At 72.5% G+C, this 17,755-nt stretch carries 15 protein-coding genes; 14 read left to right on the top strand and 1 reads right to left on the bottom strand.

What is annotated here, in order from left to right; all coding sequences use genetic code 11:
- Nucleotides 1-408 precede the first annotated feature (408 nt).
- The 7 genes from AB0O11_RS26385 (at nucleotide 409) to ftsH (ending at nucleotide 11,062) form a co-directional block, all read left to right on the top strand.
- Complete coding sequence (locus tag AB0O11_RS26385) at nucleotides 409-1,863, top strand: hypothetical protein (protein WP_363391760.1); 1,455 nt, start codon at nucleotides 409-411, stop codon at nucleotides 1,861-1,863.
- 313 nt (nucleotides 1,864-2,176) lie between these two features.
- Nucleotides 2,177-3,568 carry an ammonium transporter gene (locus tag AB0O11_RS26380; protein WP_363391758.1) on the top strand — a complete coding sequence of 464 codons (1,392 nt, stop codon included), beginning with the start codon at nucleotides 2,177-2,179 and terminating at the stop codon, nucleotides 3,566-3,568.
- Complete coding sequence (locus tag AB0O11_RS26375) at nucleotides 3,565-3,903, top strand: P-II family nitrogen regulator (RefSeq protein WP_224284419.1); 339 nt, start codon at nucleotides 3,565-3,567, stop codon at nucleotides 3,901-3,903. The genes AB0O11_RS26380 and AB0O11_RS26375 overlap by 4 nt, the downstream gene beginning before the upstream one ends.
- 205 nt (nucleotides 3,904-4,108) lie before the next feature.
- On the top strand, nucleotides 4,109-6,568 hold the full coding sequence (locus AB0O11_RS26370; RefSeq protein WP_363391756.1) for a [protein-PII] uridylyltransferase: 2,460 nt from the start codon (nucleotides 4,109-4,111) through the stop codon (nucleotides 6,566-6,568).
- A 184-nt stretch (nucleotides 6,569-6,752) separates the two neighbouring features.
- Complete coding sequence (gene ffh, locus AB0O11_RS26365) at nucleotides 6,753-8,318, top strand: signal recognition particle protein (protein ID WP_363391825.1); 1,566 nt, start codon at nucleotides 6,753-6,755, stop codon at nucleotides 8,316-8,318.
- 138 nt (nucleotides 8,319-8,456) lie between these two features.
- The gene (locus tag AB0O11_RS26360; RefSeq protein ID WP_363391755.1) at nucleotides 8,457-8,981 is read left to right on the top strand and encodes a GNAT family protein; all 525 of its coding nucleotides are present in this window, start codon (nucleotides 8,457-8,459) and stop codon (nucleotides 8,979-8,981) included.
- A 92-nt stretch (nucleotides 8,982-9,073) separates the two neighbouring features.
- Nucleotides 9,074-11,062, top strand: coding sequence for an ATP-dependent zinc metalloprotease FtsH (gene ftsH / locus AB0O11_RS26355; protein ID WP_363391753.1), 1,989 nt, complete (start codon nucleotides 9,074-9,076; stop codon nucleotides 11,060-11,062).
- A 98-nt stretch (nucleotides 11,063-11,160) separates the two neighbouring features.
- Here ftsH and AB0O11_RS26350 read toward each other — a convergent pair whose 3' ends face one another.
- Nucleotides 11,161-11,982 (bottom strand): SAM-dependent methyltransferase, encoded by an 822-nt coding sequence (locus AB0O11_RS26350; protein WP_363391751.1) that lies wholly within the window; start codon nucleotides 11,980-11,982, stop codon nucleotides 11,161-11,163.
- Nucleotides 11,983-12,171: 189 nt separating this feature from the next.
- Here AB0O11_RS26350 and proS point away from each other — a divergent pair, with 189 nt between their 5' ends.
- From proS to rplS, 7 genes are all read left to right on the top strand, one after another.
- A complete protein-coding gene (gene proS, locus AB0O11_RS26345; protein WP_363391749.1) occupies nucleotides 12,172-13,584 on the top strand; it encodes a proline--tRNA ligase in 1,413 nt (470 codons plus the stop codon).
- Nucleotides 13,585-14,027: 443 nt separating this feature from the next.
- Nucleotides 14,028-14,606: a hypothetical protein gene (locus tag AB0O11_RS26340; RefSeq protein WP_049650398.1), complete on the top strand. Its 579-nt coding sequence runs from the start codon at nucleotides 14,028-14,030 to the stop codon at nucleotides 14,604-14,606.
- 318 nt (nucleotides 14,607-14,924) lie between these two features.
- Entirely contained in the window at nucleotides 14,925-15,353 is a 429-nt protein-coding gene (rpsP, locus tag AB0O11_RS26335) for a 30S ribosomal protein S16 (protein WP_196946892.1), read from the top strand.
- Between the two features lie 2 nt (nucleotides 15,354-15,355).
- Nucleotides 15,356-15,595: an RNA-binding protein gene (locus AB0O11_RS26330; RefSeq protein WP_030056773.1), complete on the top strand. Its 240-nt coding sequence runs from the start codon at nucleotides 15,356-15,358 to the stop codon at nucleotides 15,593-15,595.
- A 157-nt stretch (nucleotides 15,596-15,752) separates the two neighbouring features.
- On the top strand, nucleotides 15,753-16,343 hold the full coding sequence (rimM, locus tag AB0O11_RS26325; protein ID WP_363391745.1) for a ribosome maturation factor RimM: 591 nt from the start codon (nucleotides 15,753-15,755) through the stop codon (nucleotides 16,341-16,343).
- A gap of 44 nt (nucleotides 16,344-16,387) precedes the next feature.
- On the top strand, nucleotides 16,388-17,206 hold the full coding sequence (gene trmD / locus AB0O11_RS26320; protein ID WP_363391823.1) for a tRNA (guanosine(37)-N1)-methyltransferase TrmD: 819 nt from the start codon (nucleotides 16,388-16,390) through the stop codon (nucleotides 17,204-17,206).
- A 154-nt stretch (nucleotides 17,207-17,360) separates the two neighbouring features.
- Entirely contained in the window at nucleotides 17,361-17,711 is a 351-nt protein-coding gene (rplS, locus tag AB0O11_RS26315) for a 50S ribosomal protein L19 (protein ID WP_030306736.1), read from the top strand.
- Nucleotides 17,712-17,755 lie beyond the last annotated feature (44 nt).

The raw sequence follows: 17,755 nt of genomic DNA, 5'->3' as shown, positions 1-17,755 counted from the left end.
GTTGCGGGGTCTTCCGGGTCCTCCGGGATGGGCCGGGGGACTTGGCGGCCCGCATATGCCGGGCCGCTGGGACTCCCTAAGTGAAGCGTGTGCCCCCGGGCTTCGGTTCACTCCTGGGGGTGGCGAAAGGTGGCGTTTCGCCAGGGCCGCTCCCGTGGGCCCCTCGCGGGGCATTACGTTCAGCACGCGGATGTCGTCGAGGAGTCTGTTCCGGGCCATCGAGGAGCGGGAGTTGGGAATCTGACGGATCGTCCGCAACGATGGCACACCAGTGCGAGGGCGCTGCGGTACGGCGGCACCGCGGCACCGCGACACCTCAGGCACGGCACGTCTGGCAAGAGCCCGCAACCGTCGGGCGGTCACGATCGGGGGCCCCGCTAGGGGCCGGGCGGGATGGGGACGTTACCCATGGCAGAGAAGCAACCGAATGAGAAGCTGACCACGTGGTTCGCCCGCAGCGGCTGGTCCAAGGGCGAGTTGGCCCGCCAGGTCAACCGCCGGGCCCGGCAGATCGGCGCCCACCACGTGTCCACCGACACCTCGCGGGTGCGCCGCTGGCTCGACGGCGAGCAGCCCCGCGAGCCGATCCCCAAGATCATGTCGGAACTCTTCTCCGAGCGGTTCGGCTCGGTCGTCTCGATCGAGGACCTCGGCCTGCGCGCCGCCATCCCGGTCTCGACCGTGGGCGGCGGCGTCGACCTGCCGTGGAGCGGTCCGCAGACCGTCCAGCTGATCAGCGACTACTCCCGCAGCGACCTCATGCTCAACCGCCGGGGCTTCCTCGGCACCTCGCTGGCGCTGACCGCGGGTGCCGCGCTGATCGAGCCGATGCAGCGCTGGCTCGCCCCCGGCCCGTCCGGCGTCCCCACCCCGATCCTCACCGCGGCCAACGGCGGCGAGGCGTTCACCGGCCGGCTCTCCGAACCCGAGCTGGAACTGCTCGAACAGACCACGGTCATGTTCCGGCAGTGGGACGCGCAGAACGGCGGCGGTCTGCGCCGCAAGGCCGTCGTCGGCCAGCTGCACGAGGTCACCGACCTGCTCCAGGAGACGTACAGCGAGGACACCACCAAGCGGCTGTTCCGGCTCACCGCCGAACTCGCCCACCTGGCCGGGTGGATGTCCTACGACGTCGGGATGCACCCGAGCGCGCAGAAGTACTACGTGCTCGCCCTGCACGCGGCCAAGGAGGCGGGCGACCGCCCGTTCGGCGCACTGATCCTCACCGACATGAGCCGCCAGATGATCCACCTCAACCGGGGCGAGGACGCCCTGGAGCTCATCCACCTGGCCCAGTACGGCAGCCGCGACACCGCCACCCCGCGCCAGCAGTCCCTGCTGTACGCGATGGAGGCGCGCGCCTACGCCACCATCGGCGAGGTCAACCGCTGCGCCCGGGCGATCCGGCTGGCCGAGGACACCTTCACCGACATCCGGGAGGGGGACGGGGACCCGGACTGGCTGAAGTTCTTCTCACCGGCCGAGCTGAACGCCGAGAACGCGCACTCCTTCCGCGACCTCGCGTACCACTCGGACAACGCCGAGCTCTACGCCTCGATGTCCGCGCCGGTGATGGAGCGCGCGGTCGACCTGTTCCGCCAGGACGCCGACCACGTGCGCTCGTACGCCTTCAACCTGATCGGCATGGCCAGCGTCCACCTGCTGCAGAAGGAGGCCGAGCAGGCGGTGGTGATGGCCGAGCAGGCGGTGGACATCGCCACCAAGGTGCGCTCGGAGCGGCTGAACTCCCGGGTGCGCAAGACCACGGAGGCCGCGGCGGCCCGGTTCAAGGGCGTGGACGCGGTGAGCCGGCTCAAGGAGCGGGTGGTCCAGGACATCCCGGAGTTCGTCTCGGTGGTCTGACCGGTCCCGCCGAGGACTCCCCGGGGAAAGCTCCACCGACCGTGGCGGCCGCCGCCGTCACGGCCGGTGGCGTGTCCGGCGTCCGGCGGCGCGGCCCGCCGGGTGGCGGGGCCGTGGTTCACGCAGCCATGGTTCACACAGTCGCGGTTCACGCAGCCGTAACCCGCGCGTCGCATGCGTCACGGCGGTGAAACAACCGGCCGCACCGGCCGAAACCAGCCTTCGGCACGCTCCTGTCCAACGCCGACACCCCGGGTGGCACCACGGGACGGGTCCCCGGGTGCGGATCGGCCTGGACGCAGAGGAGACGCCGATGCCGGACGGCTTCAGTGCGGGCGACACCGCCTTCGTACTCATCAGTGCGGCCCTGGTCATGCTGATGACCCCAGGGCTGGCCTTCTTCTACGGGGGCATGGTCAGGGCCAAGAGCACGCTGAACATGCTGGCGATGAGCTTCCTCTCGCTCGGCATCGTCAGCGTGCTGTGGGTCCTCTACGGCTACTCGCTCAGCTTCGGGTCCGACTCCTTCGCCGGTCTGATCGGCAACCTGGACCACCTCGGGATGCGCGGCCTCGGCCTCGACGAGCTGACCGGCTCCATCCCGGTCACCGCCTTCGCGCTCTTCCAGCTGATGTTCGCGGTCATCACCCCGGCACTGATCAGCGGCGCCGTCGCGGACCGGGCCAGATTCGCCGCCTGGGGCCTGTTCATCGCGCTCTGGGTGACGGTCGTCTACTTCCCGGTCGCGCACTGGGTGTTCTTCTTCGACGGCGGCCACGGCGGCTGGCTGGGCGACCGCAACGGCGTGATCGACTTCGCCGGCGGGACCGCCGTGCACATCAACGCGGGTGTCGCCGGCCTCGCGCTCTGCCTGGTGCTCGGCAAGCGGATCGGCTTCAAGAAGGACCCGATGCGCCCGCACAGCCTGCCGCTGGTGATGCTTGGCTCCGGGCTGCTCTGGTTCGGCTGGTTCGGCTTCAACGCGGGCTCGGCGCTGGCCGCCAACGGCGTCGCCGCGATGGCGATGGTCAACACCCAGGTCGCCACCGGCGCGGCGCTGGTCGGCTGGCTGGTCTACGAGAGGTTCAAGCACGGCGCCTTCACCACGCTGGGCGCCGCCTCCGGCGCGGTGGCCGGACTGGTCGCGATCACCCCGGCCTGCGGCTCGGTCAGCCCACTCGGCGCGGTGGCGATCGGGCTGGTCGCGGGTGCGGTCTGCTGCGCCGCCGTCTCGCTCAAGTACCGCTGGGGCTTCGACGACTCGCTCGACGTGGTGGGCGTGCACGCGGTCGGCGGGGCGGTCGGCTCGCTGCTGGTCGGGCTGTTCGCCACCGGCGGGGTCGGCCAGGGCGTCAAGGGCCTGTTCTACGGTGGCGGGATCGGGCAGCTGGGCAAGCAGACGATGGGCGTGGCGGTGGTCGCGGCGTACTCCTTCGTGCTGTCCTGGCTGCTGGCCAAGGCGGTTGACCGGCTGGTCGGCTTCCGGGTCGCCGGGGAGGTCGAGGTGGCCGGCATCGACCAGGCCGAACACGCCGAGTCCGCCTACGATTTCAGCGCCGTGGGGGCGGGCCTGGCCCGGGCCCTGCCGGGCCTGGCCGCCGCTGCCGCGACGCCCGTCGCCGAGCGGCCCGCTGTTGCGGAGTCCGTCGCCGCGGAGCCTGCCGTGAAGCCCACCGAGAAGAAGACCGAGGTCGACGCCCGATGAAGCTCATCACCGCCGTGATCAAGCCCTACCGACTGGACGAGGTGAAGGCCGCCCTGCAGGCCTTCGGGGTGCAGGGCCTGACCGTCACCGAGGCCAGCGGCTACGGCCGTCAGCGCGGCCACACCGAGGTGTACCGGGGCGCCGAGTACACCGTGGACCTGGTGCCGAAGATCAGGATCGAGGTCCTGGCCGAGGACGAGGACGCCGAGGACCTGATCGACGTCCTGGTGAAGGCCGCCCGGACCGGGAAGATCGGCGACGGCAAGGTCTGGAGCATCCCGGTCGACACCGCCGTACGGGTCCGTACCGGCGAGCGCGGCCCGGACGCCCTGTAGCCCGGCGCCCGGTCGCCTCGCGCCGGACGGCGGGCCCGCCACGTCGGGGAGGGGTGTGGGTCCGCCCGGCGGCGCACCGGCGGCGTACCGGCGTCGTCCGGCCGGCCGAACGGCCCGCCCGAAGGCCGGTTCACCCTTCCGGTCCACCCGCAGGACGGTCCACCCGCAGGACGGTTCACCAGCACGACGGACGGGACCCACGCGCATGACCACCGAGACCAGCCCCTCCGACCCCGGTGACCCCGCCGACCCCTTCGACCCCGCAGGCGGGGCCGCCGCCCGGGCCGCACTGCTCGCCGGCCCAGGCCCGGGCGGCCGCCCCCGCCGCCGGGCGCTCGCCCGGCTCACCGACGACTGGCTGGCCGGACTGCTCGCGGCCGCCGGTGCCCCGCCCGGCGTGGCGCTGGTCGCGGTCGGCGGGTACGGGCGCGGCGAGCTCTCCCCGCGCAGCGACCTGGACGTCCTGCTGCTGCACGACGGCCCGGTCGCCCGGGAACTGCCCGAGCGGATCTGGTACCCGGTCTGGGACGCGGGCGCCAAGCTCGACCACGCGGTGCGCACCGTCGCGCAGGCCCGCACGGTCGCCGCCGGCGACCTCAAGGCCCAGCTCGGCCTGCTGGACGCCCGCCACCTCGCCGGGGACCGCGCGCTCACCGACGCGCTGCGCTCCGCGGTGCTCACCGACTGGCGTGCGAGCGCCCCCGCGCGCCTGCCCGAGCTGCGCGAGCTGGTCCGCGAGCGGGCCGAACGGCACGGTGAGCTGTCCTTCCTGCTGGAGCCGGACCTCAAGGAGGCCCGCGGCGGCCTGCGCGACGTCGTGGTGCTGGACGCGATCGCCGCCACCTGGCTGGCCGACGCGCCCCGGGACGGCCTGGACACCGCCGCCCGGCGGCTGGCGGACGTGCGCGACGCGCTGCACCTGGCCACCGGCCGGGCCACCGACCGGCTCAGCCTCCAGGACCAGGAGCAGGTCGCCGAGCGGCTCGGGGTACTGGACGCCGACACCCTGCTGCGCCGGGTCTACGAGGCCGCCCGCACCATCGCGTACGCGGGCGACGTCACGTGGCGGGCGGTGGACCGGGTGCTCGCGGCCCGTGGCGGCCGCGGTCGGCGGGTGCGCCGGCCGGGCATCCCGTTCGCCGGCTCCGGACGCGGCACCGGTGCGGTGGCCCGGGGCGCGGTCGAGCGGCGGCCGCTTGCCGAGGGCGTGGTCGAGCAGGACGGCGAGGCGGTGCTCGCCCAGGGTGCCCGCCCGGCCGCCGACCCGGTGCTGCCGCTGCGCGCCGCGGCCGCCGCCGCGCAGAACGGACTGACCGTCTCGTACGCCACGGTGCGCCGGCTGGCCGCCGAGTGCCGCCCGCTGCCGGTGCCCTGGCCGGACGAGGCCCGCGAGCAGCTGGTCACCCTGCTGGGCGCGGGGGAGTCGGCCGTCCCGGTGTGGGAGGCGATGGAGGCAGAGGGTCTGGTCCGCCGACTGCTGCCGGACTGGGAGCGGGTGCGCTGCCGTCCGCAGCGCAACGCCGTGCACCGCTGGACGGTGGACCGGCACTTGGTGGAGACGGCCGTGCGGGCCGCCGCGATGACCCGCCGGGTGGCCCGGCCGGACCTGCTGCTGGTCGCCGCGCTGCTGCACGACATCGGCAAGGGCTGGCCGGGGGACCACAGCGAGGCCGGCGAGGTGATCGTCCGCGACCTGGCCCCCCGGATGGGCTTCGGCCCCGAGGACACCGAGACCCTGGCGGTGCTGGTCCGCCACCACCTGACCCTGGTGGACACCGCGACCCGGCGCGATCCGGACGACCCGGCCACCGTCGAGGCGATCACCAAGGTGGTCACCACCCTGCCGGAGCTGGAGCTGCTGCACGCGCTGACCGAGGCGGACGCGCTGGCCACCGGCCCGGCCGCGTGGAGCGGCTGGCGGGCCTCGCTGGTGGACGGCCTGGTGGCCCGGGCGGCGGACCGGCTGGCCGGGGCGGGCGCCGCGCCGGCGGAGGCGGCGCCGACCGCCGAGCAGGAGCGGCTCGCGGTCGAGGCGGCCCGCACCGGGCAGCCGGCGCTGTCGCTGCGGGCCCGGTCCGAGGGGGCGTCCCCGGGCGCCGAGCCGATGGGCGTCGAGCTGAACCTGGCGGTCCCGGACCGCCCCGGGCTGCTCGGCACCGCCGCCGGGGTGCTCGCGCTGCACCGGCTGGCCGTCCGCTCGGCCGGTCTGCGCGAGCTGGACCCGGTGGGCGCCGGGCCGGTGCTGCTGCTGTCCTGGCGGGTGGCGGCCGAGTACGGCGAGCTGCCGGAGGCGGCCCGGCTGCGGGCCGATCTGCGTCGGGCGCTGGACGGCTCGCTGGACGTCGCCCGCCGCCTCGCCGAGCGGGACGCCGCCGCCCCGCGCCGCCGGGGCGTCCCCACCCCGCCGCCGCTGGTCGCGGTGGCGCCCGCGGTGGCGTCGGAGAGCGCGACCGTGCTGGAGGTCCGCGCGCACGACGCCCCCGGCCTGCTGCACCGGATCGGCCGGGCGCTGGACGGGGCGGGCGTGCGGGTGCGCACCGCGCACGTCTCCACGCTGGGCGCGGAGGCCGTCGACTCGTTCTACCTGACCGACGAGGCGGGAAGTCCGCTGACCGCCCGGCGGGCCGGCGAGGTGGCGGCGGCGGTCCGGGCCGCGCTGGGCTGAGCGGCGGGCCGGGCAGGGCCGGTCCGGGGCCGGGCAGCGGCGCGGACGAGGGGCGTGGACCGGGTCGCGGGCCGGGGTGCGGACAGGAGTTCCGACCGGGGGTGGAGACCGTACCCGGGGCGGCCGGATACCCTGGGGGGCGACGACCGTACCGATACCGATGCCGCAGAGGACCCGCGACGACGTGTTCGACACCCTTTCCGATCGCCTCGCAGCGACGTTCAAGAACCTCCGGGGCAAGGGCCGCCTGAGCGAGGCGGACATCGACGCCACCGCCCGCGAGATCCGCATCGCGCTGCTGGAGGCGGACGTCGCGCTGCCGGTCGTCCGGGCCTTCATCAAGCAGGTCAAGGAGCGGGCGCTCGGTGCCGAGGTCTCCGGCGCGCTGAACCCGGCGCAGCAGATCATCAAGATCGTCAACGAGGAGCTCATCGCGATCCTCGGTGGCGAGACCCGCCGGGTGCGGTTCGCCAAGAGCGGCCCGACGGTGATCATGCTCGCCGGTCTCCAGGGTGCCGGTAAGACCACCCTCGCGGGCAAGCTCGGCCACTGGCTGAAGAAGCAGAAGCACACCCCGCTGCTGGTCGCCTGCGACCTCCAGCGGCCCAACGCGGTCAACCAGCTCCAGGTGGTCGCCGAGCGCGCCGACGTGGCCTTCTACGGCCCGCAGCCGGGCAACGGCGTCGGCGACCCGGTGCAGGTGGCCAAGGACTCGATCGAGTACGCCAAGCAGAAGCAGTACGACGTCGTCATCGTCGACACCGCCGGCCGCCTGGGCATCGACGCCGAGCTGATGCAGCAGGCCGCCGACATCCGCGCCGCGGTGAACCCGGACGAGGTCCTGTTCGTCGTCGACGCGATGATCGGCCAGGACGCGGTCACCACCGCGCAGGCCTTCCTCGACGGCGTCGACTTCACCGGTGTGGTGCTCTCCAAGCTCGACGGCGACGCCCGCGGTGGTGCCGCCCTGTCGGTCGCGCACGTCACCGGCCGGCAGATCATGTTCGCCTCCAACGGCGAGAAGGTCGACGACTTCGACGCCTTCCACCCGGACCGGATGGCCTCGCGCATCCTCGGCATGGGTGACGTCCTCTCGCTGATCGAGAAGGCCGAGCAGACCTTCTCGCAGGCCGAGGCGGAGAAGATCGCCGCCAAGCTGCGCGGCGGCCCGAAGCAGTTCACCCTGGACGACTTCCTGTCCCAGCTGGAGCAGGTCCAGAAGATGGGCTCGATCTCCAAGCTGCTCGGCATGCTGCCCGGCATGGGGCAGATCCGGGACCAGATCAACAACATCGACGACAAGGACGTCAACCGGGTCGGCGCGATCATCAAGTCGATGACCCCGGGAGAGCGCGCCGAGCCGGAGCTGATCAACGGCTCCCGCCGGGCCCGCATCGCCAAGGGCTCCGGGGTCCAGGTCGGCGAGGTGAAGAACCTGGTCGAGCGGTTCTTCGAGGCCCGCAAGATGATGTCCGCGATGGCCTCCGGCAAGGGTGTGCCCGGCATGCCGGGGATCCCGGGCATGGGCGGCGGCGGGAAGAAGTCCGCGAAGAAGGCTCCGCAGGCCAAGGGCAAGCGCAAGAGCGGCAACCCGCTGAAGCGCGCGCAGGAGGAGGCCGCGGCCGCCCAGCGCCGCGCGCTCGGCCCGGGCGCCGGCCAGGCCCCGGCGGACGGCGGCGCGTTCGGCCTCGGCGCGGGCAAGGGCCCGGCCGACTTCGAGCTGCCCAAGGAGTTCAAGGACATGCTGTAGTGCTTGATTGACTGCGATCACCCCTGGTCGATCCTTGGCGACCCTCTGATCGACAGGGATCGGTCTTGATCGATTTTGGTCGGCCCGCCGTCCGGCATCTCCGGGCGGCGGGCCGACCGCATGTCCGATGATGGGGGCATGCGAGTGATGATCAGGGCCCCGAGGGCCGAGGACACGGGCGCGTACGCCGAGGCCGTCCGGCGGTCCGCCGAACACATCGGACAGTGGAACCCGGTCGAGCCGGACGGACTGCCCGACCTGCTGAAGCGCCAGGGACCCGGGCTGCACACCTTCCTGATCCTCGACCGGGAGACCGGCGGACTGGTCGGCAAGGTGAACGTCGCCAACATCGTGATGAGCCGCTTCTGCAACGCCACGTTGGGCTACGACTCGTACCTCCCGTTCAACGGCACCGGGCGGATGACCGAGGGCATGCGGCTGATCGTGGACCGCTGCTTCGCCCCGCAGTCGGCCGACGGGCTGGGGCTGCACCGGCTGGAGATCAACGTGCAGCCGGAGAACGAGCGCTCGATCGCGATGGCCAGGCGGCTGGGCTTCCGGCACGAGGGCTTCTCCCCGCGGATGCTGTTCCTCCAGGGGGAGTGGCGCGACCACGAGCGGTTCGCGCTGACCGCCGAGGAGTGGCCCGGTACGACGGCATAGCCGCTGGTGGAAGGGGTCGGCGCGGGCGGACGGGGGCCCGGGCGCGGCGTTGCGATTGGCTCGTCCGAGCACCTGTCCGTATTGTCCGATGGGTGACCGAACCCGTGCCGCCACGTCAGACCCCCGACCAGCCCTGGCGTTCGGAGGGTGCCCCGCCCCCGCCGCCCAAGCGCCGGATGCCCGGCGGCTGGGTGGGCCTCGCCCTCACCGCCCTCGTGGTGTTCCTGATCTCGGACCTGCTGCTGTCGTTCTTCGGCCCCGCCGGTGCCACCACGATCTCGTACACCGAGTTCAACCACCAGCTGAACAAGGGCAACATCACCAAGATCTACGCCAAGGGCGACGCGATCGAGGGCACCCTCAAGTCGGCCCAGCCCAAGCCGGACGGCGGCAAGGGCGACTACACCGAGTTCGACACCCAGCGGCCGTCCTTCGCGGGCGACAACCTCTGGGCCACCCTCCAGCAGCAGGGCGTCGAGGTCACCGCCACCTCGCCGGTCCAGCAGCGCAGTTTCCTCACCAACCTGCTGCTCTCGCTCGCCCCGATGCTGCTGCTGGTCTTCATCTGGGTGCTGCTCGCCCGCCGGATGGCCGGCGGGCTCGGCGGCGGACCGCTCGGCCGCAAGGCCCCGCCGAAGCCGGTCGCCGCCGAGGAGGGCACGCGCACCACCTTCGCCGACGTGGCCGGCATCGACGAGGTCGAGGCCGAACTCACCGAGGTCGTCGACTACCTGAAGCACCCCGAGCGGTACCGCAGGCTCGGCGCCAAGATGCCGCGCGGCGTGCTGCTGAGCGGTCCGCCCGGAACCGGCAAGACCCTGCTGGCCCGGGCCGTGGCCGGCGAGGCGAACGTGCCGTTCTTCTCCGCCTCCGCCTCCGAGTTCATCGAGATGATCGTCGGCGTCGGTGCCAGCCGGGTCCGTGAACTGTTCGCCGAGGCCCGCAAGGTCGCCCCGGCGATCATCTTCATCGACGAGATCGACACCATCGGCCGTCAGCGCGGCGCCGGCGGCGGCATGGGCGGGCACGACGAGCGCGAGCAGACGCTCAACCAGATCCTCACCGAGATGGACGGCTTCAGCGGCTCCGAGGGCGTCATCGTGATCGCCGCGACCAACCGGGCGGACGTGCTCGACCCGGCACTGCTGCGCCCCGGCCGCTTCGACCGGCGGATCACCGTCAGCCCGCCCGACCGGGAGGGCCGCGCGGCGATCCTGCGCATCCACAGCCGCAGCGTCCCGCTGGCCGGCGGCACCGACCTCAACCAGCTGGCCAAGGTCACGCCGGGGATGACCGGCGCCGAGCTCGCCAACGTGGTCAACGAGGCCGCGCTGCTGGCCGTCAAGCGCAAGCAGGACGCGGTCAACGAGCGGGACCTCTCGGACGCCCTGGAGAAGGTCCAGCTCGGTGCGGTGCGGCCGCTGGTGATGCCGCAGGAGGAGCGCGAGCGGACGGCGTACCACGAGAGCGGGCACGCGCTGCTGGGCATGCTCCAGCCCGGCGCGGACCCGGTCCGCAAGATCACCATCGTGCCGCGCGGCCGGGCGCTCGGTGTCACCCTCTCCACCCCGGAGAACGACCGCTACTCGTACACCGAGCCCTACCTGCGCGGCCGGATCATCGGCGCGCTCGGCGGCATGGCGGCCGAGCAGGTGGTCTACGGGGTGATCACCACCGGTGCGGAGAGCGACCTGGAGCAGGTCACCAACATCGCCCGCGGGATGGCCGGGCGCTGGGGGATGAGCGAGCGGGTCGGCCGGCTCACCGCGGTGCCCTCCGACCCGCAGGGCGCGTACGGGCTCTCCGCCGCGCCGACCACCCTGGACGCGGTGGACGAGGAGGCCCGGCGGATCGTCTCCGAGTGCTACGGCGACGCGGTGCGGATCCTGACCGAGCAGCGGCACCGGCTGGACGCCCTGGCGGCGGCGCTGCTGGAGGCGGAGACGCTGGACGAGGAGCAGGCCTACCGGGCGGCGGGGGTGCCGCGGGAAGCGCCCTCCGAGGGTTCCGGAGGTTCTCACGGGGCCGAAGGCTCCGATGGGCCTGACGAGACCGACGGGAAGCCGATCGACCGGGCGTGACGTCGGATGCCGGGGGCGCTCGCCGTAGTGGCGGGCGCCCCCGGTTTGCGTTTCCGGTTCGCGTTCGCAGTTCGCGTTTTCGGGGCGGGGCTGCCCGGCTATCGCGGCCGCTCGGCGATCAGGTAGCGGAACAGGTTCTCCATCCGCACCGAGCCGTCCGCACGCAGGTACGGCTGGAGCGCCTCCTCCAGCTCCTTGGCCACCAGCGAGGCACCGGAGAACTCCTCGGCCGGCTCGAACAGGCCGGTGGAGAGCAGGCCGCGCACCGCGCTGTCCAGGTCGGCGTAGGCGAACGGGCAGCTCACCCGGCCGCTGCCGGCCGGACGCAGCCCCGCCGGGGCGAGCAGGTCCTCCAGCGCGCCGGGCATGCTCAGCTCGAACGGATCGCGTGCGGTGGTCCGGCCCGCCATCCGCCGGGCCACGTCCAGCACCGGGGCGCTCTCGCAGCGCTCCGGCGGGCCCCACGCGGCCAGCACCACGTGTCCGCCGGGCAGGGTGAGCCGGGCGGCCTCGGCGACCACCGGGCTGTACTCGGCGGCGGGCAGCTGCTCGAAAACCGTCACCAGCGAATGGGCCGAGCGGGGGACGGCGGCGGGCGCCCGGGACTCGGCGCACACCCGCAGCCGACGGTCGCGGGCCAGTTCGCGCAGCTCGTCCCGCGGCTCCTGCCCGGCGACCTGGGCGCCCCGGCCGGCCGCGAGCAGCAGGGCCAGTCCGGACCGGCAGCCCAGGCCCAGCACGCTGCTCGCCGGGCCGACCTCCATCCGGTCGTAGACCGCCTCGTAGAGCGGCACCAGCATGCGTTCCTGGATCTCCGCCCAGTCGCGCGCCCGCGCGGGGCGGGCGGCCCCGGGCTGCGGGTGGTGCGGGCGTGCGCCCGTCGGTCGTGCGGTCGTGCCGGTCGTCCGAGCTGAAGCCATGGCGGCCTCCCATCCGGTCCTTCGGTGTGCTGCTACGGCTCCCCCAAAGTCCCGCCCCACACCAGCGAACAGCGGCTCGGGCCCGGCGTCCAGAGGGGTGCAGGGTGGTGCGCGCGTGTCGCGGTGGTGCGCCCCCGTCCGGTGATACCGATTCGAAACCGGGGCCCCGGGCCCCGTACCATTCGCCCCATGGCTAAGGCACCCGTTCTCACCCCTCAGGCGGAAGACTTCCCGCGCTGGTACCAGGACCTCATCAACAAGGCCGAGCTGGCCGACAACGGTCCGGTGCGCGGCACCATGGTCATCCGACCGTACGGCTACGGGCTGTGGGAGCGGATGCAGCAGGAGATGGACGCGCGGATCAAGAAGGCCGGCGCGCAGAACGCCTACTTCCCGATGTTCATCCCGCAGTCCTACCTGACCAAGGAGGCCGAGCACGTCGAGGGCTTCGCCCCCGAGCTCGCGGTGGTCACCCACGGCGGCGGCAAGCAGCTGGAGGAGCCGGTCGTCGTCCGGCCGACCTCCGAGACGATCATCAACGAGTACTTCTCGAAGTGGGTCCAGAGCCACCGCGACCTGCCCCTGCTGATCAACCAGTGGGCCAACGTGGTTCGTTGGGAGCTGCGTCCGCGCGTCTTCCTGCGCACCACCGAGTTCCTCTGGCAGGAGGGCCACACCGCCCACGCCAGCTACGAGGACGCCCGCGACTACGCGTCGATGATCCACACCCAGGTCTACGGCGACTTCATGACCAACGTGCTCGGCATCGACGTCGTGCTCGGCCGCAAGACCGCCAAGGAGCGCTTCGCCGGCGCCATCAACACCCTCACCCTGGAGGGCATGATGGGCGACGGCAAGGCGCTCCAGATGGGCACCAGCCACGAGCTGGGCCAGAACTTCGCCAAGGCGTTCAACACCACCTACCAGCTGCAGGGCGCCGAGCGCGAGTACGTCTGGCAGACCTCCTGGGGCGTCTCGACCCGTATGGTCGGCGGCCTGATCATGTCCCACGGTGACGACAACGGCCTGCGGGTGCCCCCGCGCCTGGCCGCCGTCCAGGCCGTCGTGCTCGCGATCAAGGGCGACGACGCGGTCGTCGCCAAGGTCCGCGAGATCGGCGCCCAGCTGGAGGCCGCCGGCATCCGGGTCGTGGTCGACGACCGCACCGACACCCCGTTCGGCCGCCGCGCCGTCGACTGGGAGCTCAAGGGCGTCCCGCTGCGCATCGAGGTCGGCCCGCGCGACCTGGAGAACGGCACCGCGATGCTGGCCCGCCGCATCCCGGGCGGCAAGGAGCCGGTCTCCATCGACGCCCTGGCCGCGCTGCTCCCGGGCATCCTGGAGGAGGACCAGGCGCTGCTGCTGCGCCAGTCCCGCGAGCGCCGCGAGTCCCGCACGGTCGACGTCAAGACCATCGACGAGGCCATCGAGGCCGCCGCGACCGGCTGGGGCCGGATCTCCTGGGCCGAGCTCGGCGCGGAGGGCGAGGCCAAGCTGGCCGAGCAGGGCGTCACGGTCCGCTGCATCGTCGCGGCCGACGGCTCGGTGCCGCAGACGGACGACCAGGAAGGCAATGTCGCGCTCGTCGCGCGGGCGTACTGACATCCGTTCGGTGCTCGGCGGATGCCCCACGGATGTCCGCCGGACGTCCGTCGTCCGCGGGTAATGACCGTCACCGGCGACATTTGCCCGGAATGCGGATGGGTAAGAATCCGGTAACTCCTCCGGTGTGCCCGTGCGGTGGACATCCCTACTGGCCGGTCAACTCCCGGTATTAACGGAATAGCGGTACGGTGTACGGCCCGTGGCCCTGTCAATCCGGCAGGCCCACGGGCCGTACGTCCCGGGTGGCGACAGCCCGCCCCCGGACGGAATTCACCAGGCCCGTCGGCGTTGCGACGGGCCGAAACCGGCAGGGGGTTGGTCTTGCGTCAGATCCGGAACGCGCAATTCGCGCGCGACCTTGCATTCCTGGGAGTTCCCTGTGAATTCCCCGGGAACGAGAACATGCGGAACATCGGCTCGCACTCCATCGTTGGTCTAGCGTGAGCACGACACAGCCCCTCGTTCTCGCGGCCGAACTGGCCGCCGCCTGGAGCGACATCCAGGCCTACCACCAGGACCTTCCCGACCTCGCCTCGCCCGAGGCACTGATCGGCGAGTCCTCCTCGGCCTGTGGGACGCGGCTCGGTTTCGAGCGGCTCCTCCACGAGGCTGCCCACGGTCTGGCCGCGGCCCGGGACATCCGGGACACCTCGCGCGCCGGCCGCTACCACAACCGGCGCTTCCTGATGCTCGCTTCCGAGCTGGGCCTGGCGCACCCGGTCGAGCCGCACGCGAGCAGCGGCTTCTCCCAGGTGACCATGCTCAAGGAGACCCAGGAGCGGTACGCCGAGACCATCGAGCGCCTGGACCGTGCCCTCGGGGCGCACCAGGAGGCGGTGGCCGGCGACGGCGCGACGCGCGCCTTCCGCGGCCCGGCGGCCCGGCACGGCTCCTCCGGGGGCGGCGTGCGGGTCAAGGCGGTCTGCGGTTGCGGGCGCAACGTCCGGGTCGTTCCGTCGGTGCTCGCGCAGGCGTCCATCGTCTGCGGCGCGTGCCAGCAGCCGTTCAAGATCGCGTAGTCGGTCGACGTCCCGGCGGGCTGCTGTGCGGGCAGCGGTCCGGCCGGAATGGGCGGCACACAGTGAGCGGTACAGCAGGACGGCAGTGATTTCTTCGGGTTGGACCGGGAGCGGGGGCTCCCGGTCGAGCCCTGACCGGGCGCCCGGGCCCGCGTGCAGGCGATTCCCGCCGGTGTGGCAGAATGGACAGCTGAGTACTCGGCAGCCGGGCAGGACCCCTCTCTCCTACGGCTGGCGTGTCCCTTGAACGGTCCGCCCCGCAACCCCACGCGACGGCGAGCCCGCTCACCCACGTCAACACCAGGAGAATCCACTCCCGTGGCAGTCAAGATCAAGCTGAAGCGTCTCGGCAAGATTCGCTCCCCGCACTACCGCATCGTCGTCGCCGACGCCCGCACCAAGCGTGACGGTCGCGCGATCGAGGAGATCGGCATCTACCAGCCGACCTACAACCCCTCGAAGATCGAGGTCGACAGCGACCGCGCCCAGTACTGGCTGTCCGTCGGCGCCCAGCCGACCGAGCCGGTGCTCGCCATCCTGAAGCTGACCGGCGACTGGCAGAAGTTCAAGGGCCTGCCGGCTCCGGAGCCGCTGAAGGTCGCCGAGCCGAAGGTCGAGGACTTCTCGCACCTGTTCGCCAAGGCCGTCGCCGGCTTCGAGGACGCCACCACCGGCGTCGCCATCACCCCGAAGGCCAAGAAGTCGGACAAGGCCGAGGCTGAGGCCGACGCCGCTGCCGAGGCCTGATCGTGATCGAGGACGCCCTCGACCACCTGGTGAAGGGCATCGTCGAGCACCCCGACGAGGTGCAGGTGCGCTCGCGCAACCTGCGTCGGGGCAACACCATCGAGGTGCGAGTGCACCCCGATGACCTCGGCAAGGTGATCGGCCGGGGCGGCCGTACGGCGCGCGCTCTGCGCACCGTGGTCGGCGCCCTCGGCGGTCGCAACGTCCGGGTCGACCTGGTCGACGTGGACAACATTCGCTGACGCTGCTGCTCGTTCAGCCGTCAGGGCTTGTGAGGCCGACCGGGACGCATGTCGTCCCGGTCGGCCTTTCGCATTTCCGTCCGCATTTCCGTCCCATCATCGCTTCGCAGCCCGTCGCTTTTCGTTTCGGCTCAGGAACTCCAGGAGAACGATCACCGTGCAGCTCGTCGTCGGCAGGATCGGCCGTGCCCACGGCATCAGGGGGGACGTCAGCGTCGAGGTCCGCACCGACGAGCCGGAACTCCGGCTCGGCCCCGGTGCCGTCCTGCTCACCGACCCCGCGTCGGCCGGACCGCTGACCATCGAGTCCGGCCGGGTGCACAGCGGCCGGCTGCTGCTGCGCTTCGCCGGCGTCAAGGACCGCAACGCGGCCGAGGCGCTCCGCGGCACCCTGCTCATCTCCGAGGTCGACCCGGAGGAGCGCCCCGAGGACCCGGAGGAGTACTACGACCACCAGCTGATCGGCCTGGACGTGGTGCTGCTGGACGGCACCCCGGTCGGCGAGCTGACCGAGGTCGTCCACCTGCCCTACCAGGACCTGCTCACGGTCAAGAAGGCCGACGGGACGGAGGTGCTGGTGCCCTTCGTGAGCCAGATCGTGCCGACCATCGACCTGGAGAACCAGCGCGCCGTGATCACTCCGCCGGCCGGGCTGATCGACCCGGAGCAGGCCGAGGTCGCGGGGACCTCCTCGGCCGAGCGCACCGAGGACACCGAGCGCACCGAGGGCACGGAGGAGTCGGAGTGACCGCCGAGGAAGGCGCCGTGTCGGGAGGCACCGTGTCCAGCGGCATGCGGATCGACGTCGTCACCATCTTCCCCGAGTACCTGGAACCGCTGGACATCTCGCTGGTCGGCAAGGCCCGCGCCCGCGGCCAGCTGGACGTGCACGTCCACGACCTGCGCGAGTGGACCCACGACGTGCACCGCACGGTCGACGACAGCCCGTACGGCGGCGGCCCCGGCATGGTGATGAAGCCCGAGCCGTGGGGCGAGGCGCTGGACGCGGTGGTCGCCGCCGGCCCCGAGGGACAGGTGCCCACCCTGGTCGTGCCGACCCCGAGCGGGCGCCCGTTCACCCAGGAGCTCGCCCAGGAGCTGGCCGGCCGTCCCTGGCTGGCCTTCACCCCCGCCCGGTACGAGGGCATCGACCGCCGGGTGATCGAGGAGGCGGCCACCCGGATGCCGGTGGTCGAGGCCTCGATCGGCGACTACGTGCTTGCCGGCGGCGAGGTCGCCGTGCTGGTGATGGTCGAGGCGATCGCCCGGCTGCTGCCCGGGGTGCTCGGCAACGCCGAGTCCCACCGCGACGACTCCTTCGCGCCGGGTGCGATGGCCGACCTGCTGGAGGGCCCGGTCTACACCAAGCCCGCCGAGTGGCGCGGCCGGACGGTGCCGGACGTGCTGCTCAGCGGCAACCACGGCAGGATCGCCCGCTGGCGCCGTGAGCAGGCCTTCGCCCGGACCCTGGCGAACCGGCCGGACCTGGTCGAGCGCTGGCAGTACGGCGCCTTCGACAAGAAGGAGCGGGAGGCGCTGAGCATCCTCGGCCTGGCCTGGGACGAGCAGCTGGGCCGATTTCGGTCCGTGGCCGGTGGTGTGGAAGAATAGGCGGCTGCTGTCTGTCGCTGGCTCCCTTCCGTAGGGGGCACGTGGACCGGCGCCCCCGCCACGGGGGGATCGTCGTCAGCCGATGCGGCCCGCAGCAGACCCCATTGTGACGATTTTCCGTGGGCGGCCCGTGGCGCCTGCGATGGAGAGCAACATGAGCAACAAGCTCGCTGCTGTCGACGCGGCCTCGCTGCGTAGCGACATCCCGGCCTTCCGCGCCGGTGACACCCTGAAGGTGCACGTCCGGGTCATCGAGGGCAACCGCTCCCGTGTCCAGGTCTTCCAGGGCGTCGTCATCCGCCGCCACGGCGCCGGCATCGGTGAGACCTTCACCGTTCGCAAGGTCAGCTTCAACGTCGGCGTGGAGCGCACCTTCCCGGTGCACACCCCGGTCGTCGAGAAGATCGAGGTCGTGACCCGCGGTGCGGTTCGCCGTGCCAAGCTGTACTACCTGCGTGACCTCCGCGGCAAGGCCGCGAAGATCAAGGAGAAGCGCGACCGCTGATCCACCGGCCCCCGGCCTCGCCGGGGGATCGGAACGCTCCGAGG

Source organism: Kitasatospora sp. NPDC093102 (genome assembly GCF_040683915.1).
GTDB lineage: Bacteria > Actinomycetota > Actinomycetes > Streptomycetales > Streptomycetaceae > Kitasatospora.
Note: the sequence above shows the minus strand (reverse complement) of the source record. Positions and strands in the feature narration are given on the sequence as shown.